Raw genomic sequence first — 25,963 nt, 5'->3', positions numbered from 1 at the left:
GCCCGGCGGGGGTCAGCGGCGGCCCGCGCCGCGGCTGCCGGCGCGCCGCACCGAGCGCCCCGCCAGGACGTCCGTCCGGCGCCCGTCTTTCATCACAAAGCGGCCGTCGATGAACACATGCGGAATACCGGTCGGGAGGGTCCGCGGGGCTTCGAAAGTGGAACCGGCTCCTACCGTTTCCGGATCGAAGAGCACCAGATCGGCGCGGTAGCCCTCGCGCACCAGACCCCGGTCCGGCAGCCGCAACCGGGCCGCCGGCCGGGATGTGAGGTGCGCCACGCACTCCTCCAGCCCGAGTACGCCGAGCTCGCGCACATACCGTCCGAGATAGTGCGGGAACGTACCGTAGGCGCGCGGATGGGGCTTGAGCCCGTGCAGGATGCCGTCGCTGCCGCCGGTGTGCGCCGGATGCCGCATGATCGCCCGCACGTTCTCCTCGTGGCCGACGTGCTGCAGGATGGTCGGCCCCAGCCGGTCCGCCACCAGCAGCCGCCGGGCGGTGGCGAACGGCGCCTCGCCCCGGTCCCGGGCGATCTCCGCGACCGTCCGGCCGATGTGGCCGGCGTGGGCGGACCCGCCGGTCCCGGAGATCTCGATGGTGTCCCAGTCGACCGGCACCCCGTGGCAGCCGTCCGACCCCTCCTCCTCCATGGCCCGCCGGATCCGCTCCGCGCAGTCGTCGTCCCGCAGCCGCGCCAGTGTGGCGTCCGGGCCGCCCTCGGTGGCCCAGCTCGGCAGCAGCGCGGCGAGCGTGGTGCAGCCCGGCAGGTACGGATAGCTGTCCAGGGTGATGTCGGCGCCCTCGGCCAGCGCCCGGTCCAGCAGCGCGAGCAGTTCCGGGGCGCGGCCCCGGTTCACCCCGAAGTTCATGGTCGCGTGGGCCAGATGCAGGGCGCAGCCCGCCTCCCGGGCGACCGCCACCATCTCCCGGTACGCGTCCAGGGCGCCCGCGCCGTAGGACCGGTGGTGCGGGCAGTAGTAGCCGCCGTACCGGGCGACCACCCGGCACAGCTCGGTGAGTTCCGCGTCGGAGGCGTACATCCCGGGGGTGTAGGTCAGCCCGGAGGAGAGCCCCACCGCGCCCTGCTCCAGCCCCTCCGCCACCAGCCGGCGCATCTCGTCCAGCTCGGCGGCGGTGGCCGGGCGGTCCGCCCAGCCCACCGCGAGCATCCGCACGGTGCCCTGCGGGACCAGGTAGGCGGCGTTGACCGCGATGCCCCGGCCGTCGAAGCCGTGGTCCAGCCGGTCGAGGTAGCCGCCCACGTCCCGCCAGTCGAAGTCCAGGGCCGGGCCGTCCGCGCCGCCGGTGCCGTCCCCGTTCCAGCCGCTGATCGCGGTGCGGAGCTCGGCCAGGGTCCGGTCGTCCACCGGCGCGTAGGACAGCCCGTCCTGGCCGATCACCTCCAGGGTGACGCCCTGCGCCGCCTTGGCCGAGTGGTCCGGGTCGCGCAGCAGCGCCAGATCGCTGTGCGCGTGCATGTCGATGAAACCGGGGCAGAGCACCAGCCCGTCCCCGGCCACCACCTCCCGGGCCGACGGGCGCGGCTCGCCCTCCCGGGCGATGGCGGCGATCCGGCCGCCGGCCAGCGCCACATCGGCGCGGTAGGCGGGGCTTCCTGTTCCGTCCACGACGGTGACGTCGCGCAGCACGGTGTCCATCCGGGCTTCTGCCTCTCGTCGGTCGCGCGGTGGCGGCGGTGCGGTGGGCGGGGTCGGTCCAGCCGGTTCAGAAGTACGTGCGGACGTAGTCGGAGACCGTGCCGTCGGCCCCGACCACCGGGATCAGCTGCCACTTGTCGAACGACGTGCACGGGTGGGACAGGCCCAGCCCCACCCAGTCGCCGACCTCCAGGCGCACCTCCGGCCCGGTCCGCAGCCAGGCGTGCTGGTCCGACAGCGCGGTGACGGTGATGCCCGCCGCGTCGCGGACCGAGCCGTCCCGGGCGTCCCGCACCAGACGAGGATGCGGCAGCTCCAGGTCGTAGGCCGCGTCGCGCTTGCCCGCGTTGACGAACGCCTGGTCCGCCGAGGGGCGCGAGACGACCTGCGTCCACAGCGTGAACGCCGGTTGCAGCGCGCCCTCCTCCGGCAGCCGGTTGAACGGCGTCAGCCGCAGGTAGTGCCCGTCGTCGTGGGTGACGTACGCGCCGGAGCGGAGCAGCTTCAGCGCAGGCCGGGACAGCGCGGGCAGCTCGCCGAACACCTCGGCCACGGCGTCGAACCAGGAACTGCCGCCCGCGCTGACCACGATCTCGTCCGAGTCCGCGAGCGCCGCGAACCGGCCCGCCGCGTCGAACTCCACGGCCAGCGCGGTCAGCCGGCGCAACCAGGCCCGGACCCGCTCGCCGTCGGCCTGCGGCACCTCCGCCTCGTACCCGGCCACCCCGACCAGCCGCAGGGTGCCGGTCGCGGCCACCGCGTCCGCCACCGCCGCGCAGTCGGCCTCGGTACGCGCGCCGGTGCGCGCCCCTTCGCCCGCGCCCAGTTCGACCACCACGTCGACCGCCCGGCGGGCTCCGGCGTCCCGCAGCGCGGCGTCCATCAGCTCCACCCCGCGCACCGAGTCGACGTACAGGACGCACCGGAACCCGGGGTCGGCATCGAGTTCGGCGGCCAGCCAGCGCAGCGCCGCCGCGTCCACCACCTCGTTGGCCAGGAAGATCCGCTGGACCCCGAACGCGCGGCAGACCCGGGCCTGGTGGGGCACGGCCACCGTGATGCCCCACGCCCCCCGCTCGATCTGCCGGGCGAACAGCTGCGGGGCCATGGAGGTCTTGCCGTGCGGGGCGAAGGCCAGACCGTGGGCCTCCGCGTACGCCTCCATCAGGCCGACGTTGTGGTCCAGCGACTCCGCGGAGAGGGTCAGCACCGGCGTGATGAACCCGCCGGTGAACAGATCGCGGCGCTGCGCGGCCAGCTCACCCACGGTCAGGCCGTCGGCGTCCGGCGGCAGTCCCTTGAAACGGTGGTCCAGCACGGTCCCGGCCGTCCGCGCCCGCGGATCGGCCGCGGTCCGGCCGGTTTCCCCGGCGGCGCGGCGATCGGTGGATTCGGTGGTGCGGCGATCGGCGACCATGGCGGCTCCCAAAGTGATGATCTGTCCTCTGACCTGCATAGTTGCGGTGTGTGCAACAGTCATTGCGGGGTGTGCAAGGGCTGTCTAACATCCCGGCAAGCACCGGGTCAACGGTGCGCCCACCCGTCCCCGCCCGTCCCGCACTGTCTTCCCCCGCCCGTCCCGCACTGTGTCTCCCGCCCAACCCGCGCTGTCTTCCCCGCCCAACCCGCGCTGTCTTCCCCCGCCCAACCCGCCCTGTCTTCCCCCGCCCAACCCGCGCTGTCTTCCCCCGCCCAACCCGCGCTGTCTTCCCCGCCCAACCCGCCCTGCGTCTCCCGCCCACCCCGCCCCCGCGGCGGCGTCCCGAAGGAGGGAACCCCCAGCGTGCCCGAAGCCCCGAGCACCGACGTCGTATGCCTCGGCGAGTCGATGGCCGCCTTCGCGCCCACCCGGCCCGGCCCGCTCGCCGAGGTGCCCGCCTTCACCCGGGGCGTCGGCGGCGCCGAGTCCAACGTGGCCTGCACGCTGGCGCGGCTGGGCCACCGCGCCCGGTGGATCAGCAGGCTGGGCACCGACGGCTTCGGAGACCACCTGCTGGCCGCGATCGCCGCCACCGGAGTGGACGTCGGCCAGGTGCGGCGCGACCCCGAGCGGCCCACCGGCGTCTACTTCCGCACCGCGGGGGAGCGGGCCGCCCACCCGCCGGGTACCCCGCCTGCGGCGGACCCGGACGCCCCCCGGACCCCGGACGCCCCCCGGACCTCGGCCGCCGGGCCCCCGGGAGAGGCCGCCTACTACCGCGCCGGATCGGCCGCCTCCGCGATGTCCCCGGCCACCGTCAGCCGCGCCGCCGCCTTCAGCGGGCGGATCCTGCACCTCAGCGGCATCACCCCGGCCCTCTCCGCGGGCTGCCTCGCCCTGGTCCGCGACCTGACCACCCGCCGGCCGGGCCGCCCCACGGTGTCCTTCGACGTCAACTACCGGGCCGGCCTGTGGCGCGGGCCGGGACCCACCGACCGCCGGATCCTGCTCGACCTGGCCCGCGGCTGCGACCTCGTCTTCGTCGGAGAGGACGAGGCGTCGGCCGCCTGGGGGCTGCACGGGGCGGACGCCGTCCGGGCCGCGCTGCCCGAGCCCGCCGTCCTGGTCGTCAAACGGGGCGCCGCCGGAGCCGTCGCCTACGCCCGCAACGGAGCCGGACCCGCCCCGCACGCCGGAGCCGGCGCCGACACCGTGCACACCGAACCCGCCCCGGCCGTGGACGTCGTCGACCACGTCGGCGCGGGCGACGCCTTCGCCGCCGGGTTCCTCTCCGCCACGCTGCGCGGCCTGCCGGTACCCGGACGGCTGCGGCACGGCCATCTCACGGCCGCCGCCGCCCTCACCGTCCCCGGCGACCTCGCCGCCCCGCCCGCGCGCGAGCACGCGGACCGGCTGGCCGCGTCGGACGCGGCCGAGTGGGGAAGACTGCGACTCGGCCCCGGCTGGACCCGCCCCGGCCCGGAGGCCGGCACCGTACGGACGGAGGAACCGACGCGATGAGCCAGACCGTGGACCGGGCGCTGACCATCCTGCCGCTGCTCGCGGAGGGGCCCGCCAACCTGGAGCAGGTCGCCACCCGCCTCGGCGTGCACAAGTCCACCGCCTCCAGGCTGCTGCGCACCCTGCACGAACACGGCATGGTGTACCGGCAGGAGGACCAGCGCTACCGGCTGGGCACCCGGCTCTTCGCCCTCGCCCAGCGGGCCATGGAGGGGATCGACGTCCGCGAGATCGCCCACCCCCACCTGGTGGAGCTGAACGAGCGGTGCGGGCACACCGTGCACCTCGCCGTCCACGAGGAGGACGAGGTGCTCTACATCGACAAGGTCGACAGCCGCTACCCGGTCCGGATGTACTCGCGGATCGGCAAACCGGTGGCGATCACGGTCGCCGCGGTCGCCAAACTGCTGCTGGCCGACCTGCCCGAGGTCGAGCGGCGGCAGGTCGCCGAGCGGCTGGACTACCCCGCGTACACGCCCCGTTCGACCCCCGGCGCCGCCGCCTACCTCAAGGAGCTGGCGCAGGTGCGCGAGCAGGGCTGGGCCACCGACCTCGGCGGCCACGAGGAGTCGATCAACTGCGTCGCGGCCCCCGTCCGGGGCGTGGACGGGCGTGCCGTCGCCGCGCTGTCGGTGTCCGCGCCCAACGTCGTGGTCACCGCCGAGGAACTCCTGTCCCTGCTCCCGCTGGTGCGCCGCACGGCCGAGGCGATCAGCGCCGAATACTCCGGCCGGACCCCACAGAAGGAAGCCCTTCGATGACCGAGAAGACCGCCAAGACGGCGCTCACCCCCGCAACCCACACCGCACCGCCCGCCAGGTTCTCCCACGGGGTCCGCAAGGGCGCCATCCTCCAGGTCGCCGGCCAGGTCGGCTTCGGCCCGGCCGCCGAGGGCCGGGCCCCCGCCCCGGTCGGCCCCGGGCTGCGGGAGCAGACCCTGCAGACGCTCGCCAACGTCAAGGCGGTCCTCACCGAGGGCGGCGCCCGCTGGGAGGACGTGGTGATGATCCGCGTCTACCTCACCGACACCGCGCACTTCGCCGAGTTCAACGAGATCTACGACGAGTACTTCGCCGACCTGACCGAGGTCCCGGCCGCCCGGACCACGGTCTACGTCGGGCTGCCGGCCGGTCTGCTGATCGAGATCGACGCCCTCGCCGTCCTCGGCTGAGAACCTGCCCGGCCGGCCCGCCGCCCGGCCTGGCGGCGCGGCCAGGCCGCAACCCGGTGCCGGGCCGGGCCCGCCGGGAGCCGGACCGGGCGTTCGGCCCCCGGTGCCCGGGCCCCGGCGGCACCGGACCACCGGGCCCCGCGGCCGCCCCTGGTGACGGGCCGTCGACCGCCCCGCACCGCCTGCCGCGGCCCCCCGCCGCCCGCCCCACCGGACGCGACCCCCGCTCCCGGTGAGCCCGTCCCGCCACCGCCGACCCCGCCGGCCCGGACCCCGCGCCCCGCCCGGTCCCGCGCCCGCCTCCGTACCCCGCCGTCGCACCACGCCACGGCACGCCGCCCCGTACCGCGCCGTGCCGCGCTCCCTCCTGCCCCGGCGCTCCCGCCCGGCCCCGCCACGGCGCGGCCCGGCGGACACCCCGCCGCCCGGAAAGCCCACCGTGCCCGATCCCCACTCAGCCCCCGGAGTCCCGCATGCTCCTCGCGACCCCGTCCGCATCCGCCCCCACGACGCCACCGCACACCGGTGGCCTGCTCGCCGTCGTCGACGGCACCGCGGGACTGCTGCTCGTCGCCGCCCTCGGCATCGCGCTGCTGCTGTTCCTCATCATCAGGGTGCGCCTCCAGCCCTTCGTGGCACTGCTCGGCGTCTCCATCGCCGTCGGGCTGGCCGCCGGGCTCTCGGTCACCGAACTCTTCGGCACGGTGCAGCGGTCCGAGGCGGTGTCGCTCATCGAGTCCGGGATGGGCGGCATCCTCGGCCATGTCGCGATCATCATCGGCCTGGGCACCATGCTCGGCGCGATCCTGGAGGTGTCGGGCGGTGCGGAGGCGCTGAGCAGCCGGCTGCTCGGTCTTTTCGGCGAACGGCGGGCGCCGCTCGCCATGGGCCTGACCGGTCTGATCTTCGGCATCCCGGTCTTCTTCGACGTGGGCATCTTCGTCCTCGCGCCGATCGTGTACGCCGCCGCCAAGCGGAGCGGCAAGTCGATCCTGCTCTACGCGATGCCGCTGCTCGCCGGGCTGTCCATGACCCACGCCTTCCTGCCGCCGCACCCCGGCCCGGTCGCGGCGGCCGGACTGCTCGACGTCGACCTCGGCTGGGTCATCCTCATGGGCGTGCTCGTCGGCGTCCCGTCGGTGCTGGCCGGCTGGGCGTACGCGGCCTGGATCGGCAAGCGGCTCTTCGTCCCCGTGCCGCAGGACATGGTGGAGGCCGCGGCGGAGTCCCGGGCGGCCATCGAGGCCGAGCAGCGGGCGTCCGGTGCCGACCCGGCCGAGCGGCCGGTTCCGGTGGGCACCGTGCTGCTGATCATCGGCACCCCGCTGTTCCTCATCCTGTGTGCGACCTTCTCCTCCATCGCGCTGGACCCCAGCACCGGCCGGTCCGTGGTGGAGTTCTTCGGTCATCCCTTCGTGGCGCTCACCCTCGCCCTGCTGCTCGCCTACTACCTGCTCGGCATCCGCCGCGGCTGGTCGCGCGCGTCCCTGGAGGCGGTCTCCACCGCGTCCCTCAAGCCGGTCGGCAACATTCTGCTGGTGGTCGGCGCGGGAGGGGTCTTCGGCGCGGTCCTCAAGGGCAGCGGGGTGGCCCAGGCGCTCGCCGACGCCTTCGGCGACGCCGGTCTGCCGGTCATCGTGCTCGCCTGGCTGATCTCGGTGGTGCTGCGGGTCGCGCAGGGTTCGGCGACGGTGGCGATCGTCACCACCGCGGGCATCGTCTCCCCGCTGCTGTCCTCCGGCGACTACTCCCAGGCGCACCTGGCGCTGGTCATCATGGCGATATCGGCGGGGTCGATCTTCGCCTCGCACGTCAACGACGGCGGTTTCTGGATGGTCGCCAAGTACTTCGGGATCTCCGAGCGGGACACCCTCAAGTCGTGGACGGTGCTGGAGACGGTGCTGTCGGTCGCGGGCTTCGTGGTGGCGGGGCTGCTGAGCCTGGTGATCTGAACCCGCCGCCCGGCTCCGGGGCGCCCCGCCTCAGCGGGAGTCCCGGAGCCGGCCGACGACCGCGTCGGCGATCGCGGCGAGCGCGTCGACCTGCTCGGGCGAGAGGGCGTCGAAGAGGTGGCGGCGGACCGACGCCACATGGTCCGGGGCCGCCGCCTCGATCACCCGCCGCCCCTCGTCGGTGAGCGCGATCATGGCGACCCGGCCGTCGGCGGCGTCGCCTTCGCGGGTCACCAGGCCGCGCTGCCGCATCCGGGCCAGGTGGTGCGAGAGGCGGCTCTGCGACCAGAGCATCCGGGCCGCGAGGTCGGTGACCCGGATGCGGTTGCCGTCCTCCTCAGACAGCCGGGTGAGCACGTCGTAGTCGGCGTCCGACAGCCCGCTGTCGGCGGCGAGGTCCTGTGCGATCCGGGCGTCGAGCAGCAGGTGCATCCGCCGGTAGCCGCGCCAGGCGCGCTGCTCCCGGTCGTTCAGCCAGCGTCCCGCGTCGTCATCGCTCATGGCGGCAGCCTAACGATTGCTTGACACGTCATGCAATGACCCGTAGCTTCCATGACGTGTCAAGCAAGGGGGGCTGGTCACCCGGTCCGGCGTCCCCGTCCCAGATCCACGGAGGACCCCGCCATGCCCCGGCTCCACACCGTCGTCGCCAGCAACCGCCCCGGCTCCAACGGCCGCCCCCTCGGTGACTGGTTCACCCGGCAGGCCATCGCGCACGGCTCCTTCGAGGCCGGCGTGGTCGACCTCGCCGAGGTCGCGCTGCCGTTCCTGGACGAGCCCGAGCACCCCTCCACCGGCCGCTACGTCCACCAGCACACCAAGGACTGGAGCGCGACCATCACCGCGGCCGACGCGCTGGTCTGGGTGATGCCCATGTACAACGGCGGCTTCAACGCCGTGCTGAAGAACGCCATCGACTACCTGTACGCCGAGTGGCGTGACAAGCCGGTCGCCCTGTTCAGCTACAGCGGCGGGCCGACCGGCGGCGCCCCGGCGGCGGCGATGCTCAAGCCGGTGCTGACCCGGCTCGGCATGCGCGTCACCGAGGCGACCATCGCGCTGCCGCGCGTCGACTCCCTGATCACCGCGGACGGCGGTTTCCTGCCCCCGGAGGACCTGGCCGGCCCGGTCACCGCGGTCCTGGACGAACTGGCCGCGCTGGTGGCCGCGTCGGCGGAGCCCGTGCCCACCGCCTGAGCCCGTCCCATGGCGCGGAGCGGGCCGTGTGTGCCGTGTCCCTCGCCCCACCGCGGCGGTTGAGCACCCAAGAGGTTCGCTCGATCGCTCGCGAGGAGTGAAGGACATGGCATTTCAGTCCAAGGAACTGACCCCGGACCGTTCGGCGCGCCATCTGTACGGGGCGGAGGTGCGACGCCTCCGTGAGAAGGCGGAGATGTCGCTGGTGCGGCTCGGCGAGGTGCTGAAGTACAGCAAGAGCCAGCTGGCGCGGATCGAGGCGGCGGAATCCGTGCCCCCGCCCGGCCTCTCGGAAGCGCTGGACGCGGCGTTCGGGACGGATGGGCATTTCGCGCGGCTGTATCCGCTGGCGCGGCGCGAAGCGCACCCGCGCCGGTATCGCCGATACATGGATTTCGAAGCCGTAGCCAGGGTCGTAGAGCACTGGGCAGCGCACGTGGTGCCGGGGTTGTTGCAGACCGAGGCATACGCCCGAGAGCTGCTGCGCTGCCATGCCGAGGTGACGGAGGAAGAAGTGGAGCAGCGTGTCGCTGCTCGGCTCGGCAGGCAAGAGCGACTCAGGGGCGACGCGCCACCGCGAGTTTGGGCCGTTCTCGACGAGGGGGTCATTCGGCGACTGGTGGGTGGCTCGGAAGTCATGCGGGAGCAACTGTCAGCCCTGCTGGCGCTGGTCGACACGCCTCGTACCAAGGTTCAGGTCCTCCCTTTTCGGCACGGGGGCCATTCCTTGCTGGGTGGGTCGCTCACCTTGCTGCGACTACAGGGATCCATGAGCGTGGCCTACGAAGAAGGCATTGAGGCAAGTTGCCTCTACGAGGACGCGGCAGAGGTTGAGAGGCGCCAGGCGGACTACGATGCGCTACGGGCGTACGCCCTTTCGCCCAGGGAATCTGCGGCGCTCATCCGATCAGCCATGGAGGACTGCAAGCCATGCGAGCAACCCCCGACCTGAGCATCGTGACGTGGCGCAAGTCCAGCTACAGCAACACCGCCGGAGGCGAGTGCGTCGAGGTCGCCGACGGCCTCCCCGGCCTCGTCCCGGTCCGGGACAGCAAGGACCCCGGCGGCCCGGCCCTGGTGTTCGATGACGCCGCGTGGTCCGCGTTCGTCGCCGCGGTCAAGGGCGGGGAGTTCCGCGTCCGTTGAGACGCCGGAGCCCCCGGGGCCGTGACATCCGGCCCCGGGGGCACCACCGGTCAGGTGCGGCAGCCGGTCAGCCGCCGGAGCAGTACTGGGCCTCCTTGCCGATGGACCGGTACATGCAGTCGCTGTTCTCCAGCAGGTGCAGCACCGCCGCGCGGTTGCGGTCGGTCTCCCGCTCGATGACCTCGTCGGGCGGGTAGAAGCCGCCGCCGCCGAAGGAGCCCGGGTACATCTCGAAGGTGTAGGCGAAGATCTTCTGGTTGCCCCACAGCCAGTCGTCGATCGACCCGTCGGTGACGTACAGGTCGCTGGCCTGCTCGGGGGTGTAGTCGTTGGTGGCGGCCATCTGCCGGCCGACGGTGGCGAACACGTTGTGGTCGTCCTGCGTCAGGCCCGGCGCGGTGTCGGCGGTGGTGTAGCCGTAGGGCCAGAGCACCAGTTCCGAGTAGGTGTGGAAGTCGATGGCGGTCTTGATCTGCTGCTTGCCGCCGACGACCCGGCTGCGGACGAAGTTGGCGACGACCTTCACCTCGGGCGCGGACTCGGCCGCGGTCCCGCGGTAGGTGTCCGATCCCGGGCTGCCGGAGGAGCCGCCGCAGCAGCCCCACTTGTAGTTCCAGTTGCGGTTCAGGTCGGTGCCCACGGCGGAGGAGCCGGAGTTGGGCTGCCGGTTCTTCCGCCAGCTGCGGTAGGAGCCGGTGGCGATGTCGTATTCGCCGCCGTCCGGGTTGACGTCCGGCACGATCCAGATCTCGCGCCCGTTGACGGCGCCTGTGATCCGGGAGTCGGACCCGTAGTCCTGGGTGAACTCGCGGACCAGGTAGAGGGCCATCTCCACGGTGAGGTGTTCCCGCGCGTGCTGGTGGTGGGTGAACAGCACCTCGGGTTCGGCCTCGTCGGTGGCGACGTTGTCGCTGATCTTGATCGCGACGATGTCGCGGCCCTGGTAGGACTTGCCGATGACCCGCTTGCTGATGATGTTCGGGTACTTGGTGATCGCCGCGTCGATCTCGGCGTTCATCTCGGCGTAGTTGTGGTACCGGGAGTCGGCCGAGGGGAAGTCGTACGGCCCGATGCTCCTGCCGTCGCTGCGGTCCGGCGGGGCGGCCAGCGCGGTCAGGTCGTAGCCCAGCGCGCGCAGGCTCCGGGCCTGCCGGCGGTCGGCGGTGACGACCAGCGAGCGGCCGTGCACCTCGTCGACGGAGACGCCGGTGGCGGCGATGGCGGTGCGCTGGGCCACCGTGGTCCGGCCGGTCACCTCGTACTGGCGCGGGATCTCCTCGGCCGCCGCGGGGGCCGGGGCGGTGCGGTCGGGGGAGCCGGAGTCGTCGGCCTGGGCGGCGATCGGCGCGGCCAGGGCGAGTGAGAGGAGCGCGGCCAGCGCGGTGGCCCGTCTGCCGCGTATGCGAAGACGCATGGGTTCTCCTGAGGGGGGTGAAGTGCTCCTGGGGGGTGTCAAGTGCGTAGCGACTGCGCCAGTGTTCGGCCATGACCATGACACGGTCAAGGGTGCCCGAGTGGTCGGAATGCGCCAACTTCCGTCCGGCTTCCGTGCGTCGCCGACCACCGGGTGTCCATGTCCGGCGGGTCCGGGGGATTGCCCCCACCCACCCCAGGCCCAACAATGCACACGTCAAACAGACGACATCCCGCTCACGGGAGAGGACCCCCCATGTTCAGACCTCTCGTCGGCGCGTCCGCGTCCGCCCTGCTGCTGGCAGGAGCCACCCTCGCGGGCGCCGTTCCGGCGTCGGCCTCCACCCAGTCCACCACCCAGACCGCCACCCGGTCGGCCGAGCCGACGGTGCGGCCGCAGGCCGTCAGCTTCGCCGGGACCGTGGCACTGAGCAACTGCTCCGGCTCGGTGGTGCGGATGCCCAACTCCAAGGACAGCGACTACGCCCTGGTGATGACGAACGGCCACTGCCTGGAGGGCGGCATGCCGTCCGCCGGCCAGGTCATCGTCAACCGGCCCTCCACCCGCAGCTTCACCGTGCTCAGCTCCTCGGCCGGCAACCTCGGCACCATCCGGGCCACCAAGATCTCGTACGCGACCATGACGGACACCGACGTGGCGCTGTACCAGACGAGCTCCACCTACGCGCAGATCAAGCAGCGCTACTCCATCGACGCGCTGCCGCTGGCCGCCGAACACCCGGTCGCGGGCACCGCCATCAAGGTGGTCTCGGGCTACTGGAAGAAGATCTACTCGTGCAACGTCGACGGCTTCGTGCACGAGCTGCACGAGGGCGACTGGGTCTGGAAGGACTCCCTGCGCTACACCTCGTCGTGCAACACCATCGGCGGCACCTCGGGATCGCCCGTGGTGGACGCCGCCACCGGCAAGGTCGTCGCGGTGAACAACACCGGTAACGAGGACGGCGCGCGCTGCACCGTCAACAACCCGTGCGAGGTGGACGCGAACGGCACGGTCACCGTCCGCCAGGGCATCAACTACGCCCAGCAGACGTACCACATCACCAAGTGCGTGGCGGCCGGCAACCGAATAGACCTCAACCTGCCGGGCTGCACCCTGCCCAAGCCCTGACCGGAGAGGGCCGGGCCCCGCCGCCGTGCGCGGCGCGGACCCGGCCCCCTACCGGCCGGTGACCGGGGTGCCTCAGCGGTTGACCGCCTGGGCCTCCTGGACGGTGACCTCGGTGGTGGTGCCGAAGGTGCCGTCCGGCAGGTCCCCGCCGGAACCGTCCGTGGCGGTCCAGCTGACCTCCCAGGTGATGGTCGCCTTGAACGCGTAGGGTCCGGACCCGGTGTTCGCCCGCAGATAGGTCACCCCGCACGGCGGGGTCTCCTTCGACCGGCCCTTGGCGTACGGGGTGCCGATGCTGCCGTCCTCGCCGATGGCGCACTCACCGGACGCCGGGTGCAGCTCGGCCTCCGAGGTGCCCGGCTCGATCCGCAGCGCCACCGGCTTGGCCGTGGTGGTCGCCGACAGCCCGATCTCCGGGACGCTCGCGGTGACCGACACCTCCTTGAAGGTGGACTTGTCCAGCCAGGCCCAGGTGGGCAGGTTCACCGTCTGCCTGCCGTCGGAGGACGGGTTGAGCGTGATGTCGGTGTCCGGCACCCGCAGCTCGGCGTAGGCCAGCCGGGACAGCTTCTCGGCGTCGATCGCCTCCTCGACCTTCGGCTTCTCGCCCTTGTCGGCCCAGAAGCTGGAGTCGTCGAAGCACTTGTCGATGTCGCCCTGCGCCTTGGGGTCGTCGTTGATCTCCGGCACCCACCAGTTGCCCTTGCCGGCGTTCTCGGTGTTGAAGTCCTTGATCGGCTTGCCGTTGACCCACTCGTCGATCTTCTGCTTGCCCCAGGGCGTGTCCTTGACCAGCTCCAGCCGGGGCTCCCAGAGCTTCTTGAACTCCTCCGGGGTCATGCTGGGCACGAACCAGCACTTGGGCGGCGGCGCGGTGTTCACCTCCGGGGTGACCGCGCCGGTGGAGGTGCCCCGGCCGTTCTTGGAACGGTCGTAGACGATCCCGTGGACCGTCACGTTGATCGTCTGGTCGTCGGTGTCACTGCCACCGTGGGCGTTGCCCGGCTTCGGGCGCGACTGCTCGTCGCCACCCTCGCCCGGCGCGTCCGCCACCGACACGCCGGGCGCGGCCGCGAACAGCAGCGCGGCCGTTATGACGCCCGCTGCCCGCTTCACGGTGGAATTCATGGCCGGCACTGTGCTGCCCCCCTGTCCGTGCTGATGTCTGCGGTCTGCCACACGCCGTCCGCGTTCTTCCGCAACCGGGCGGTGTAGCCGACATAGGAATCGTCGCTCACCGGGGTCTTCAGGATCTTCCCGCTCTTCCGTACCTTCCCGAATCCCTTGCTCTCGTCACCGCAGTAGGTCAATTCCGCGCTTTCGCCGCTGAGGGTGACCTGCGGGGCGAAATAGCGGAACTCCCCGGTGAGTGAGTACCCCTTGTCGGCGTAGTACTTCAGCGCCTTCCGGGCCCCGGCCTCCGCCATCGGGTGGGTGTAGAACGTCACCGCGTCGGACTCCGCCGTGCCCTCCGCCTTCGCGGCGGTCATGGCGCGGACCCGCGCGGCGCTGTCCGCCAGCACCGCGTCCCGCGCCTTGTCACCGGTGACGAAGCCCTCGAAGGTCACCGAAAGCCCGCTGGGCAGCAGGACCTTCGGATGCCCCGGCCGGTCGGCGTCGGGCCGGCCGGTGCCGGACGGGCCGGACGAGCTGGGCGAGGACGTCGGGGAATCGGCACCCTTGATGTCGTCTGGGTCATCGGAGCCGCCGTCGCTGCCGCAGGCGGCGAGGACGAACACCGCGCCGGTCACTGCCACGGCGAGGGGGAGCAATTTCTTCACGGGGCGCAGCTCTCTGAAATCTCCGGCGTTATGAAGGGCAGAGTCAACCATCTGCGCAGCCCCTTCGCCCCGTCAAGCCGGGGCCCCGCGGTCCGTACGGTCCCGCGGCGATTCCGTTACCGGCCCGGGACAGCCGTCGCGCTATGGCGACGGTACGGCCCGGGCATGTCCCCCGAGTGCCGTGAACGCCACGGCGACACGGCGGATGTCGTCCGAACCGGTGCGCGCGGCGGCCTTTTCCGGTACATGCGTGACCGAGCGCGGCAATCACTTCTCCCCATTGGAGGCGGCACATGACGCGGACCGGTGAGAACGGTGCGCACGAGGCAATGGACGGCGGACCGGGACGGACACCGGCCGGCCCGGAAGGCGGCCCGCGGACCTCCCGCTGGCGGTACATCGGACCGGGAATCGTGGTGGCCGCCACCGGAGTGGGGGCCGGCGACCTGGTGGCGACGCTGATCGCGGGCAGCAAGTTCGGGTACACCCTGATGTGGGCCGCGGTGCTGGGCTGCCTGGTGAAGATCTCCCTCGCCGAGGCGGCGGGCCGCTGGCACCTGGCCACCGGGCGCACCCTCTTCGAGGGCTGGCGCACCCTCGGCGGATGGACCACCGGCTACTTCGCGGTCTACGTGGTGGTGTGGGGGTTCGTGTACGGGGCCGCCGCGATGGTCTCCAGCGCGCTGCCGCTGGACGCGCTCTTCCCCGGCACCATGGACCTGAAGGCGTGGGCGGTGCTCACCGGACTGGTGGGGCTGGTGTTCGTCTGGTTCAACCGGTACGCGGTCTTCGAGAAGGTGATGACCGTACTGGTCGGGGTGATGTTCGTGGTCACCGTCTACCTGGCGGTCCGGGTCGGACCGCACCTGGGCGACGCCCTCGCCGGACTCGGCCCGGCACTGCCGGACGGCTCCCTGCTGTACACCCTGGGGCTGATCGGCGGAGTGGGCGGCACCATCACCCTGGCCGCCTACGGGTACTGGGTGAACGCCAAGGGCTGGACCGACAGCGGCTGGATGAAGGTGATGCGCCTGGACAACCGGGTCGCCTACCTGACCACCGGCGTCTTCGTGGTGGCCATGCTCGTCGTCGGCGCGGAACTGCTGCACTCCACCGACATCGCGCTCACCAAGGGCGACAAGGGACTGCTCGACCTCAGCGACGTCCTCGCCGCCCGCTACGGGGAGACCACCGCCAAGCTCTTCCTGGTGGGCTTCTTCGCCACCTCCTTCACCTCACTGATCGGTGTCTGGCACGGGGTGAGCCTGCTGGTGGCCGACTTCGTGGCCACCTACCGGAACGCCGGCCAGGCCGCCGTCGGGAACGGAGCCGGGACACCGGCCGGAGGCCCGGCGGGCGGTGCGCCTGGCGCCGAGGCGGCGGACGGGGCGGGCGGTGCGCCGGACGCCGGGGCGTTGGACGGGGCGCGTGGGGCGGGCGGTGTGCCCGACGCCGGGGCGGTGGACGGGGCGGGCGGTGCGCCTGAAGCCGAAGCGGCGAACGGGGCGCGTGGCGTCCCGGACCGCGAACGGTCGCTGCCGTTCCGCCTCTACCTGCTGTGGCTGACCTTCCCGCCGATCTCCCTGCTCTTCCTCGACGAGCCGTTCGCGCTGGTCATCGGGTACGGCGTACTCGGCGCCTTCTTCATGCCGTTCCTCGCCCTGACCCTGCTGTGGCTGCTCAACACCGACCGCACCCCCGCCGAGTGGCGCAACGGCCCGCTCAGCAACGTCATGCTGACCTCGGCCGGGCTGCTGTTCCTGGTGCTGTGCGTGCAGCAGGTACGGGACCTTCCCTGGTGACCGGCCCCCGGTGACCTGCTCCGGCGACCGGCCCCGCGGTGATCCGGCCGCCGGTCCGGGCCGCCGGTCACCGTGTCCGTCAGCTGAGGAGCAACGGGGTCCTCGTCACGTACCGACGGCCGGCGGGTGGTGCCGCCCCCTCGACGGCACCACCCTCGGCGGTTCGGGATGGCCGGACCGGCTACGGCAGCCCGTGGACGTGCGGGCCGACCGCGTTGGACCAGGCGTTGCCGCTCGTCGCGTCCCAGTTGGTCGACCAGGTCATCGCGCCGCGCAGCGCCGGGTAGGTCCGGGCCGGCTTGAAGGAGCCGCAGTTGGTGCCCCGGGCCAGGCAGTCCAGGGCGTTGTTCACCACGGTGGGGGAGACGTAGCCGCTGCCCGCGCCGCGGGTGGAGGCGGGCAGGCCGAGGCCCACCTGGGACGGGTCGAGTCCGCCTTCGAGCTGGATGCAGGCGAGCGCGGTGAGGAAGTCCACCGAGCCCTGCGAGTACACCTTGCCGTCGCAGCCGAGCATCGAGCCGCTGTTGTAGTACTGCATGTTGACGACGGTGAGGATGTCCTTGATGTTGAGCGCCGTCTTGAAGTACTCGTTCGAGGTGGACTGCATGTCGATGGTCTGCGGCGCCATGGTGATGACCAGCCCGGGGCCGGCCTTCTGCGACAGCGAGCGCAGCGCCTGCGTCATGTAGGTGGAGTTCAGCCCGTTCTCCAGGTCGATGTCGACCCCGTCGAAGCCGTACTCGCGGATCAGCGTGTGGACGCTGTCGGCGAAGGCGGCGGCGGAGGCCGCGCTGTTCACCGAGACGGTGCCCTTCTCGCCGCCGACCGAGATGATGACCGACTTGCCGGCCGCCTGCTTGGCCTTGATGTCCGCCTTGAACTGCTCGGTGGTGTAGCCGCCGAGCCCGGCGGAGTCGAGGTTGAAGGTGACCGCGCCGGGAGTGCCGGTGGCGTCGGCGAAGGCGACCGCGATGATGTCGTAGTTCGACGGGACGTCGCTGAGCTTCTGCACGGCGGCGCCGTTGTTGAAGTTCTGCCAGTAGCCGGTGACCGCGTGCTTGGGGACGGTGTTGCCGGGGCCGCCGGAATCGGGGGTGGTGGTTCCGGTGACCGGGGCGGACTTGGGGGACTCCCCGGCGGAGTTCACCGCGGTGACCTGGAACTGGTAGGAGGTGGCCGGGGAGAGCCCGGTGACCGTGGCCGAGGTGCCGCCGACCGACTGCACCTTGGTGCCGTCCCGGTAGACCTGGTAGCCGGTCGCGCCGCTGACCGGGCTCCAGGACAGGTCGACGCTGGTGGCGGAGGTGGCCCCGGTGCGCAGGCCGGAGGGGGCGCCCGGGATCTCCTCGCCGGGCTGGCCGCCGCCCGGGCCGGTCAGGGTGATGTCGTCGGCGTGGTAGGCCGGCTGGCCGTACCAGCCGTGCGTGTAGATGGTCACCGACGTGGTGTTGGGGCCGGTGCTGAATCCGGTGCTGAGCTGCCGCCAGTCGTTCGCGGACGAGGTCCAGGTGGAGACGTCCGTGGTGCCGGTGCCCTTGGCGCCGAGGTAGATGTAGGAGCCCTGGACCCAGCCGCTCAGGGTGTAGGCGGAGTTCGGCTTGACGCTGACGGTCTGCGAGCACATGGCGTGGTCGCTGCCGGCCGGGGTGGCCTTGAGCGCGGCCGAGCCGCTGTGCACCGGGCTGCCGACGGTGGTGCCGCTGCCGCCGGAACAGGTCCAGCCGCTGAGGCCGGTCTCGAATCCGGGATTGCGGGCGAGGTTGGGGTCCGCCGCGGCGGCCGGGCCGCCGAGCGAGACGAGGCCCGCCGTCGCGAGCGTCGCCGCCAGCCCGGAGGCCGCGGCGCGGCCGCGGAAGCGGCGGCGGTACTGGTTGGGTCCGGCGCCTCTGGCGCGGGGTGCACGGTCCACGACTGCCTCCGTGGGGGAGTGGAGTTGGGGAGTGGGAACGCGGGAGGTGGAGGGGGAGGGGTGCTGCGGGGGGTGCCGGATGCCGATGTGCACCGCCCGGGCGTACAAAATGGTCCAGACCAATGCCGTTGTCAAGAGTTCGAACGGAACCGTCACCCGTTACGCAGAGGAAGTGTTCTCTCACGCGGCATTCGTGGATAAAGTGCTGAGGCACTGGGGAACACCCCGGGGCCCCATCCTGGGGGAGTGACCGGCGGACGAGATCCGGGGCGACGAGCCGGGGGAGGCAGCCGGGGGTCAGGGCAGAAACGACCTGCGGCCGCCGAGCTACCCGGCGCCGAAGTGAACGGGGTAGCCGAGTGCCCACCGCGATAGCAGTCACCAGCCGTGAGCTGGTCCTTCCGCCGACCGACGGGCAGACCCCGGCGGCCGTCGTGCTCCCGCCGCCGCACGAACAGCCGCTGGAGACCGCGCTGGCCGAGACCGCGGCCCTGCTGGACCGCGAGGGCTTCCTGGTGGTGCTCTACCCCGCCGCGGACGCGGCGGCCACCGCCCAGCGCCTGCACACCGTTCGCGCGCTGCTGGAGAGCGACCGGATCGCCCTCCTCCCGCTCGACCTGCCGCCCCTCGCCGTCGCCGTGCTCGCCCGCCAGCTGCGCCGGCTGTCGGTCTCCGACCTGAGTCCCGGGGTACTGGCCTGCGCCGCCCGCCTGCTGACGCACTATCTGCACGCCGGAGCCCAGCTGAACAGCGTCGCCCGGCTCGAGCACGTACCGGTCGGCCTCGCCTCGCACGTCGCGTCCTGGCTGCCGGGAGCCCAGTTCGGGGTGCTCGCCCACCCCACGCCCCGGCTGGTCCGGGTCGGAGCGGGGGACGACACCCTGCCCGCCCCCGGGTACGCCACCGAACTCACCGTCGCGCACAGCCACCCCGGCCACCCCGGCCGGACCGGCGCCGACTGGGTCACCGGCACCCTCGCCACCCGGTGGCGGATCGACGACGTCCACCAGGTGCCGCTGCCCGCCGAGTCGGCACGCTGGTGGGGCACCGGCAGACTCACCGAGTTCACCGCCGCCATCGCCGACCTGTCCGTGCTGTACCAGCTGGTCGCCTCGGTCCGCCGGACGGAGTGCCACTGGTGCGGGCGGGAACTCATCGGCGACTGGTGCGCGTTCTGCTCCGCCCCGATGCCGCGGGCCGACGGGCCCCGGCGTTCCGCCACCGCACGCCCCGCCCTGACCAGCCGGCCCTGAGTCCGTCCTTCGAACGAGGTTGCCCGTCCCATGAATGTTCGCCAGCGCCGCGGAGTCATCCTGCTGCTCCTGTCGGTCCTGTGCGCCGTCGGCGCGTTCGCCGGAGTCCTCGCCGTCATCGACGACGTGCAGTCCAAGGTCGGGCCGGAGACCACCGCCTACCGGCTGAAGACGGACGTGCCGGCGTACCGGACGCTGAGCGAGGAGGAGTTCGAGCAGGTCTCCATGCCCGAGCGGTGGCTGCCCGAGACCGCGGTCACCGACCTCGCCGGGGTCCGCGGCAAGATAGCCGTCACCCCGCTCCGCAAGGGGTCCCTGCTCCAGTCCGACATGGTCGTGGACCGCCCGGCCCTCAAGCCCGGCGAGCAGGAGATCGCCATCATGATCGACGCCGCCACCGGGGTGGCCGGCAAGATCACCCCAGGTGCCGCCGTCAACATCTACGCCACCTTCGAGGGGAAGCACGAGGGCGAGAAGTCGGTGTCCCAGCTCATCGTGGCGGGCGCCCGGGTCATCGACGTCGGCAAGCTCACCGCCCTGGAACCGGACGCCGACGACGACCGGCGGGTCGGCGAGGCGGTCCCGATCACCTTCGCCCTGACCACCCGGGACGCCCAGCGCGTCGCCTACGCCGAGTCCTTCGCCGCACACGTGCGACTGGCCCTGGTCGCCCCCGGCGGTGACACCACCGTCGACCCGGACGACCGTACGTACACCCTCGACGGCGACACGCAGGAGGCGGACAGGTGACGATCAGGACCCTCCCGGCCGTCGGCGACCCGGAGGCCGCCCGCGCGGTCAACGGGCTGCTCGGCCAGCTCCCGGACGTCGAACCGCTGCCCTGGGTGGGCGACTCCACCCGGCTGCTGGACACCCTCGCCGAACTCGCCGCCGGGTCCCTGGAGGACCTGCCGGAGGTCGTCCTGGTCCACGAGCGGATCGGCCCCGCGCCCGCGCTCGAGGTCATCCGCGAGATCGCCCTGCGGTTCCCCGCGGTCGGCGTGGTGCTGATGACCGCCGACGCCGGGCCGGCCCTGTACTCCGCGGCGATGGACTCCGGGGCCCGCGGCCTGGCCGCGCTGCCGCTCGCCTACGACGAACTCGCCGCCCGGGTCCGGTCCGCCGCCCAGTGGGCGGCCGGGGTGCGCCGCCACCTCGGCGGCGGCGACGTCGGCCCGGCCGGGCCCGGCGGCACCCTGGTCGCGGTCACCGGCGCCAAGGGCGGCGTCGGCACCACCGTCACCGCCGTGCAGCTGGCACTCGCCGCGCAGGCCGCCGGGCGCGCCGTCGCCCTGGTCGACCTGGACCTGCAGTCCGGCGACGTCGCCTCCTACCTCGACGTGCAGTTCCGCCGCTCCATCGCCGACCTGGCCCAGATCAACGACATCACCCCCCGGGTGCTGCGGGAGGCGGTGTTCAGCCACCGCACCGGCCTCGGCCTGCTGCTCGCCCCGGCCGACGGGGAACGCGGCGAGGAGGTCACCGACACCGCAGCCCGGCACATCCTCACCGCGCTGCGGGGCCGCTACGACGTCGTGGTCGTCGACTGCGGCAGCCACATCACCTCGGCCGGTGCCGCCGTCATCGAGGCCGCCGACACCGCGCTGCTGGTCACCACCCCGGACGTGGTCGCGGTCCGGGCCGCCAAGCGCATGGTGCGGCTGTGGGACCGGTTGCAGATCCGCAAGGCCGAGGAGACCCGCACCCTGGTCAACCGGCACACCCGGGCGGCCGAGATCCAGCCGCAGCTGGTCGAGCGGGCCACCGGTACCCGCACCACCCGGACCTGCGTCCCCGCCGGGTACAAGGAGCTCCAGCCCGCCGTCGACTCCGGCCGGATGCACGAGCTCGACCCCAAGTCCGCGGTGCGCGGCGCGCTGTGGAGCCTCGCCGGGGAACTGGGCCTGGTCGCACCCGCCGCCCCGGCCGGCCGGACGGCCCACCGCCGCGGCCCCGCCGGGACCGCCGACCGTACGCTGCCGGGGCTGCGCCGCCGCCGGGCCATCACCGCCGGACCGGAGGACGGCGGACCGGCCGCCCCCGGAGCCCTCGGCCCCGGCCCGGGGACCGCTCCCGGCACCGACGGCGGCGGCACCGGCCCGGAGGCCCTCACCCAGGTGCCGACCAGCCGGTTCGGCCGCAAGCGCGGGGACCGGGGCCAGGTGACCGTGGAGTTCCTCGGGGTCCTGCCGCTGATCCTCGCCGTCCTCGTCGTGCTCTGGCAGTGCGTGCTGATCGGCTACACCTACTCGCTGGCCGGGAACGCCGCGGACCAGGGTGCCCGGGCCGCCGCGGCGACCGGCGGAGGCGCGGCGGCCTGCCGGGAAGCCGCCCGGGAGGACCTGCCGAGCGCCTGGCGGGAGCACGCCGACACCGACTGCCGGGAGCAGGGCGGGCTGTGGAAGGCCACGGTCCGGGTGAAGGTGCCGGCGGTCTTCCCGGGGGCGGTCGACTTCCCCTGGACGGTGACCGGTACCGCGGGCGCGGCGAAGGAGACGTGATCGATGGCGACGCACACCCCCGCGGCCCCCGGCCTCCCGGGCGAGTCCTCCCCGGGCGGTGACCGGGGGCCCGCCCGGCCCCGGACACCGGGGCTGCCGGTCACCGTGGCACACCGGCCGGCTGGGCGCGGGCCCGTCCGGCAAGAGCCCGTCCGGCCCGGGCCCGTTCGGCCCGAGCCCGTTCGGCAAGGGCCCGTCCGGCGAGGGTCCGCCCCGCAGCGGACCGTCCGGCCCGGGGACGTCCCGCAAGGGACCGTCAGACCGGGGTCCCCTCGGCGCGGGTCCATCCCGCAGGAGTCCGTCCGGCGCGGGTCCGCCCGGCGCGATGCCGTCCGGCAAGGATCCGCCGGGCGCGATGCCGCCCGGCGCGGGCCGGCCCGCGCCGCCGCCGGACCGCACCGCGACCGCGGCATGGCGTCGATCGAGTTCCTCGGCTTCCTGCCGATCCTGCTGGCCGTGGCGCTCGGCGCGATCCAGCTCGGGATCGGCGCCTACACCGCACAACAGGCCGGTACGGCCGCCCGGGCGGCCGCCCGGACCGCGTCCCTCGACGACCCCGAGGCGGGGCCGGCGGCGGCCGGGCGGGCGGCGGTCAGCAGCTGGCTCGCCGACGGGACCTCGATCTCCGTGAGCGACAGCGGCGGCGAGGCCCGGGCCACCGCCCGCATCGAGATCCCCTCGGTGATCCCGGGGGTCAGCTTCGGCTCGGCCGAGCGCACCGCCACCATGCCGCACACCGAGGACACTCCGGTGGAGCCGCTGCCGGCCCCGGACCCGGCGGCGGCCCCGGCCGGTGCCCCCGGCCCGGACCCGGCCGCGGGACCGGGAGGCCGCCGATGAGCCTGCGCGCCCGCCTCGCCGCCCCCGACACCACCGCCGACCAGCACGGGCAGGACGGCCACCTGGTCGCGGTCTACCGCACCAAGCTGCTGGAGGAGATCGACCTCGCCGAGATGTCCTCGCTGGCCGCCGCCGAACGGCGGTCCCGCCTGGAACGCGTACTCGGCCACATCATCAGCCGCGAGGGGCCGGTGCTCTCCACCGCCGAACGCGACCGGCTGATCCGCCGGGTCGTCGACGAGGCGCTCGGCCTGGGCGTCCTGGAACCGCTGCTGGAGGACGCCTCCATCACCGAGATCATGGTCAACGGACCGGACCAGATCTTCGTGGAGCGGGCGGGCCGGGTGGAGCTGGTCCCGGTGCGCTTCGCCTCCGAGGAGCAGCTGATGCAGACCATCGAACGCATCGTCTCCACCGTCAACCGGCGGGTGGACGAGTCCAACCCGATGGTCGACGCGCGGCTGCCCAGCGGCGAGCGGGTCAACGTCATCATCCCGCCGCTCGCCCTCACCGGCGCCACCCTCACCATCCGCCGGTTCCCCCGCGTCTACACGCTGCGCGAACTGATCGGCATGGGGACGCTGGACGAGCCGATGCTGCTGCTGCTCGCCGCCCTGGTGCGGGCGAAGTTCAACGTGGTGGTGTCCGGGCCCACCGGTTCGGGCAAGACCACCCTGCTCAACGCGCTCTCCGGACTCATCCCGGATGGCGAGCGGATCATCACGGTCGAGGACGCCGCCGAACTCCAGCTCCAGCAGTCCCACGTCGTCCGGCTGGAGTCCCGGCCGCCCAACGTCGAGGGCAAGGGCCGGATCACCATCCGCGACCTGGTCCGCAACTCACTGCGGATGCGCCCCGACCGGATCATCGTCGGCGAGGTGCGCGGCGGCGAGACCCTGGACATGCTCCAGGCCATGTCCACCGGCCACGACGGGTCGCTGGCCACCGTGCACGCCAACAGCGCCGAGGACGCCCTGATGCGGTTGCAGACCCTGGCGTCCATGTCCGAGGTCGCCATCCCCTACGAGGCGCTGCGCGACCAGATCAACAGCGCCGTCGACTGCATCGTCCAACTCGCCCGGCACGCCGACGGCTCCCGCCGGGTGAGCGAGATCGCGCTGCTCGACAGCCACGGCCACGAGGAGTACCGGATCACCACCGTCTGCCGCTTCGACGCCCGGCCGATGGGCGCCGACCGGGTCGTACACGGCCACTTCGGGCACTTCCCGCTCCCCGGGCGCGCCGCCGAACGGCTCCGGCTGGCCAACGAGCCGGTGCCGCCCGCCTTCGGGGTCGCCGCGTCCCCCGCCCAGCTCACCGTCCGCGGAACCGGAAGCGGCCCCCAGGCCGGTGGCCGGCACCCCGGCCAGGGCCCCGACCGGGCCGGGGGCCACCATGGCTGACCTCGGTCTGCTCACCCTGGGCGGTACCGTGCTGGGCGGCGGGCTCGCGGTGGCCGGGGTGCACAGCTACCTGTCCGGCCGGGCCCAGCGGCAGGCGCTCGTCGACCGCCTCGCCGACGACGGTCCGCCACCCCCGGTCGGCCGCCCGCGCCGGTTCGCCGCGCTGGACCGGCGCCTGCGCGCCACCGAGGCGGGCCGCCGGCTGGAGCGCCGCCTGGCGTCCACCGGACTGGACCTCACCCCGGGCGAGTTCGTCGCCTGCACCGCCGGGGTGGCGATCGGCCTGTGGGTGGTGGCCGCCGCCGCGCTCGCCGCCTTCTTCGGGCCGATCGCCGCACTGGTCGCCGTCTGGGCGGCGTTCGGGTACCTCGACTGGCAGCGGCGGAAGCGCATCGAGAAGTTCATCAACCAGCTGCCCGAGCTGTCCCGCATCCTGGCCAACGCCACCCAGGCCGGGCTGGCGCTGCGCACCGCGCTCGGCATGGCCGCCGACGAGATGGAGGCCCCGGCGGGCGAGGAGCTCGCCAAGGTGGCCGCCCGGCTGGCCGTGGGCCACTCCATCGACGACGCCCTCGGCGAGCTGGCCGAGCGGCTGCCCTCCCGGGAGCTGGTCGTCCTGGTCACCACCCTGGTGCTGTCCAACCGGGCGGGCGGCACCGTGGTCACCTCGCTGCGCAACCTGACCCAGACCCTGGAGGAGCGGAAGGAGACCCGCCGGGAGATCCGCACCCAGCTGTCGCAGGTCACGATCACCGCCTATGTGGTGCCGCTGATGGGCGTGGGTACCCTGCTGCTGGTCGACAGGATCGCCGCCGGGTCGGTCGAGCGGATGACCTCCGACTTCTGGGGCCAGGCCGCGGTGGTCGTCGCCTTCGGCCTGTACGGGCTGGGCTTCTTCCTCATCCGCCGTATGTCGAAGATCGACGTGTGAGGAGGGCCGACGAGGGATGACCGGACCGGGTCTGCTGCTGGCCCTGGCCATGGGACTGTCCGTGGCCGGTATCGCCTACGGCATCGCGCTCTGCCGCAGCGAAGCGAAACTCCCGCCCGACCTGGCCGTGGCGCTGGAGGTGGGCGCCACCCGCACGACGGCCGTCGGTTCCGCGCTGGACCGGCTCGGGATGCGCTGGGCCCCGCTGGTGCTGCGGCTGATGGGCGGCAAGCGGGTCGCCCGGGTGCGCCGCCGGATCGACCTGGCCGGCAATCCCGGGGGCCTCACCGTGGACCGGTACGCCGCCCGGCGCGCGGTCTACGGCTTCCTGGGGTTCGGCGGCGCGTTGGTGATGCTGGCCAAGGGGCAGCTGCTGCTGGCCCTGCTGCTCGTGGTCTTCGGGCTGTTCTGGATCGAGGTCGGCATCTGGGCCGCGGTGCGGGAACGGAAGGACGCGATCGAGCGGACCCTGCCCGACTTCCTGGACGTGCTGGCGGTCGTGGTCAGCGCCGGGCTGGGGTTCCGGCAGGCGCTGGACCGGGTGTCGGAGAAGTACGAGGGCCCCTGGGCCGACGAACTGCGCATCACGCTCCGGCAGATGGACATGGGCGTCAGCCGCCGCCAGGCCTTCGAGGAACTGCGCCGGCGCAATGACTCCGAGCAGGTGGCCCAGTTCGTCACCGCCCTCCAGCAGGGCGAGGACCTCGGTGCCCCGATCGTCGACACGCTGATCGCCATCGCGAACGACATGCGCCGTACCGATGCCCAGAACGCCCGGCGGCGGGCCGCCCGGGCGGTCCCGAAGGCGACCATGGTGATCACCACCTTCATGGTCCCCGGCACGATGATCTTGCTCGTCGCCGGTTTCTTCATCGGATCCGGCACCGACTTCGGCTCACTCACGGAGGACTGACGCAGGGTCGGGCCGCGCC

The 25,963-nt window shown here is 73.1% G+C and carries 23 protein-coding genes; 16 read left to right on the top strand and 7 right to left on the bottom strand.

Features of this window, described 5'->3' with window-relative positions; translation table 11 throughout:
* Positions 1-12 precede the first annotated feature (12 nt).
* Both ACH4B3_RS03435 and ACH4B3_RS03430 read right to left on the bottom strand, forming a co-directional pair.
* A complete protein-coding gene (locus tag ACH4B3_RS03435) occupies positions 13-1,659 on the bottom strand; it encodes an amidohydrolase family protein (protein ID WP_398461026.1) in 1,647 nt (548 codons plus the stop codon).
* Positions 1,660-1,726: 67 nt separating this feature from the next.
* Positions 1,727-2,974, bottom strand: a complete 1,248-nt coding sequence (locus ACH4B3_RS03430; RefSeq protein ID WP_398461568.1) for an alanine racemase — start codon at positions 2,972-2,974, stop codon at positions 1,727-1,729.
* 513 nt (positions 2,975-3,487) lie between these two features.
* On the opposite strand from ACH4B3_RS03430, the gene ACH4B3_RS03425 reads away from it, so the two are divergent.
* From ACH4B3_RS03425 to ACH4B3_RS03410, 4 genes are all read left to right on the top strand, one after another.
* Positions 3,488-4,600 (top strand): sugar kinase, encoded by a 1,113-nt coding sequence (locus ACH4B3_RS03425; RefSeq protein WP_398461567.1) that lies wholly within the window; start codon positions 3,488-3,490, stop codon positions 4,598-4,600.
* Positions 4,597-5,361, top strand: a complete 765-nt coding sequence (locus tag ACH4B3_RS03420) for an IclR family transcriptional regulator (RefSeq protein ID WP_398461025.1) — start codon at positions 4,597-4,599, stop codon at positions 5,359-5,361. Before ACH4B3_RS03425 ends, ACH4B3_RS03420 begins: the two co-directional genes overlap by 4 nt.
* Entirely contained in the window at positions 5,358-5,771 is a 414-nt protein-coding gene (locus tag ACH4B3_RS03415) for a RidA family protein (protein WP_398461024.1), read from the top strand. Before ACH4B3_RS03420 ends, ACH4B3_RS03415 begins: the two co-directional genes overlap by 4 nt.
* Before the next feature lie 473 nt (positions 5,772-6,244).
* A complete protein-coding gene (locus ACH4B3_RS03410; protein ID WP_398461023.1) occupies positions 6,245-7,723 on the top strand; it encodes a GntP family permease in 1,479 nt (492 codons plus the stop codon).
* A gap of 30 nt (positions 7,724-7,753) precedes the next feature.
* Here ACH4B3_RS03410 and ACH4B3_RS03405 read toward each other — a convergent pair whose 3' ends face one another.
* A complete protein-coding gene (locus ACH4B3_RS03405; RefSeq protein ID WP_398461022.1) occupies positions 7,754-8,224 on the bottom strand; it encodes a MarR family winged helix-turn-helix transcriptional regulator in 471 nt (156 codons plus the stop codon).
* Between the two features lie 123 nt (positions 8,225-8,347).
* Between ACH4B3_RS03405 and ACH4B3_RS03400 the strand changes: the two genes are divergently transcribed.
* The 3 genes from ACH4B3_RS03400 to ACH4B3_RS03390 all read left to right on the top strand — a co-directional run bounded on the left by ACH4B3_RS03400 (position 8,348) and on the right by ACH4B3_RS03390 (position 10,066).
* On the top strand, positions 8,348-8,920 hold the full coding sequence (locus ACH4B3_RS03400; protein WP_398461021.1) for an NADPH-dependent FMN reductase: 573 nt from the start codon (positions 8,348-8,350) through the stop codon (positions 8,918-8,920).
* Between the two features lie 106 nt (positions 8,921-9,026).
* A complete protein-coding gene (locus tag ACH4B3_RS03395) occupies positions 9,027-9,872 on the top strand; it encodes a Scr1 family TA system antitoxin-like transcriptional regulator (protein WP_398461020.1) in 846 nt (281 codons plus the stop codon).
* A complete protein-coding gene (locus tag ACH4B3_RS03390; RefSeq protein WP_398461019.1) occupies positions 9,851-10,066 on the top strand; it encodes a DUF397 domain-containing protein in 216 nt (71 codons plus the stop codon). The genes ACH4B3_RS03395 and ACH4B3_RS03390 overlap by 22 nt, the downstream gene beginning before the upstream one ends.
* A 67-nt stretch (positions 10,067-10,133) precedes the next feature.
* On the opposite strand, the gene ACH4B3_RS03385 is transcribed toward ACH4B3_RS03390, so the two are convergent.
* The gene (locus ACH4B3_RS03385) at positions 10,134-11,480 is read right to left on the bottom strand and encodes a M14 family metallopeptidase (RefSeq protein WP_398461018.1); all 1,347 of its coding nucleotides are present in this window, start codon (positions 11,478-11,480) and stop codon (positions 10,134-10,136) included.
* Positions 11,481-11,735: 255 nt separating this feature from the next.
* On the opposite strand from ACH4B3_RS03385, the gene ACH4B3_RS03380 reads away from it, so the two are divergent.
* On the top strand, positions 11,736-12,611 hold the full coding sequence (locus ACH4B3_RS03380; protein ID WP_398461017.1) for a serine protease: 876 nt from the start codon (positions 11,736-11,738) through the stop codon (positions 12,609-12,611).
* A 72-nt stretch (positions 12,612-12,683) separates the two neighbouring features.
* On the opposite strand, the gene ACH4B3_RS03375 is transcribed toward ACH4B3_RS03380, so the two are convergent.
* Positions 12,684-13,739 (bottom strand): hypothetical protein, encoded by a 1,056-nt coding sequence (locus ACH4B3_RS03375; protein ID WP_398461016.1) that lies wholly within the window; start codon positions 13,737-13,739, stop codon positions 12,684-12,686.
* Positions 13,736-14,392, bottom strand: coding sequence for a hypothetical protein (locus tag ACH4B3_RS03370; protein WP_398461015.1), 657 nt, complete (start codon positions 14,390-14,392; stop codon positions 13,736-13,738). Before ACH4B3_RS03370 ends, ACH4B3_RS03375 begins: the two co-directional genes overlap by 4 nt.
* A 329-nt stretch (positions 14,393-14,721) precedes the next feature.
* Between ACH4B3_RS03370 and ACH4B3_RS03365 the strand changes: the two genes are divergently transcribed.
* A complete protein-coding gene (locus ACH4B3_RS03365) occupies positions 14,722-16,194 on the top strand; it encodes an Nramp family divalent metal transporter (protein WP_398461566.1) in 1,473 nt (490 codons plus the stop codon).
* Between the two features lie 181 nt (positions 16,195-16,375).
* On the opposite strand, the gene ACH4B3_RS03360 is transcribed toward ACH4B3_RS03365, so the two are convergent.
* Positions 16,376-18,103, bottom strand: coding sequence for a chitinase (locus ACH4B3_RS03360; protein ID WP_398461014.1), 1,728 nt, complete (start codon positions 18,101-18,103; stop codon positions 16,376-16,378).
* Positions 18,104-18,462: 359 nt separating this feature from the next.
* Here ACH4B3_RS03360 and ACH4B3_RS03355 point away from each other — a divergent pair, with 359 nt between their 5' ends.
* From ACH4B3_RS03355 to ACH4B3_RS03325, 7 genes are all read left to right on the top strand, one after another.
* A complete protein-coding gene (locus tag ACH4B3_RS03355) occupies positions 18,463-19,356 on the top strand; it encodes a hypothetical protein (RefSeq protein WP_398461013.1) in 894 nt (297 codons plus the stop codon).
* A 30-nt stretch (positions 19,357-19,386) separates the two neighbouring features.
* Positions 19,387-20,106, top strand: a complete 720-nt coding sequence (cpaB, locus tag ACH4B3_RS03350; protein ID WP_398461012.1) for a Flp pilus assembly protein CpaB — start codon at positions 19,387-19,389, stop codon at positions 20,104-20,106.
* Positions 20,103-21,857, top strand: a complete 1,755-nt coding sequence (locus tag ACH4B3_RS03345; RefSeq protein ID WP_398461011.1) for a CpaE family protein — start codon at positions 20,103-20,105, stop codon at positions 21,855-21,857. Before cpaB ends, ACH4B3_RS03345 begins: the two co-directional genes overlap by 4 nt.
* A gap of 411 nt (positions 21,858-22,268) precedes the next feature.
* Positions 22,269-22,697: a TadE/TadG family type IV pilus assembly protein gene (locus ACH4B3_RS03340; RefSeq protein WP_398461010.1), complete on the top strand. Its 429-nt coding sequence runs from the start codon at positions 22,269-22,271 to the stop codon at positions 22,695-22,697.
* A complete protein-coding gene (locus tag ACH4B3_RS03335; RefSeq protein ID WP_398461009.1) occupies positions 22,694-24,100 on the top strand; it encodes a CpaF family protein in 1,407 nt (468 codons plus the stop codon). Before ACH4B3_RS03340 ends, ACH4B3_RS03335 begins: the two co-directional genes overlap by 4 nt.
* Positions 24,093-25,031 carry a type II secretion system F family protein gene (locus ACH4B3_RS03330; RefSeq protein WP_398461008.1) on the top strand — a complete coding sequence of 313 codons (939 nt, stop codon included), beginning with the start codon at positions 24,093-24,095 and terminating at the stop codon, positions 25,029-25,031. The genes ACH4B3_RS03335 and ACH4B3_RS03330 overlap by 8 nt, the downstream gene beginning before the upstream one ends.
* Positions 25,032-25,047: 16 nt before the next feature.
* Positions 25,048-25,944: a DUF5936 domain-containing protein gene (locus ACH4B3_RS03325; RefSeq protein WP_398461007.1), complete on the top strand. Its 897-nt coding sequence runs from the start codon at positions 25,048-25,050 to the stop codon at positions 25,942-25,944.
* The last annotated feature ends 19 nt before the right edge of the window (positions 25,945-25,963 follow it).

This window comes from Streptomyces sp. NPDC018031 (genome assembly GCF_044327625.1).
Classification (GTDB): domain Bacteria; phylum Actinomycetota; class Actinomycetes; order Streptomycetales; family Streptomycetaceae; genus Streptomyces.
Note: the sequence above shows the minus strand (reverse complement) of the source record. Positions and strands in the feature narration are given on the sequence as shown.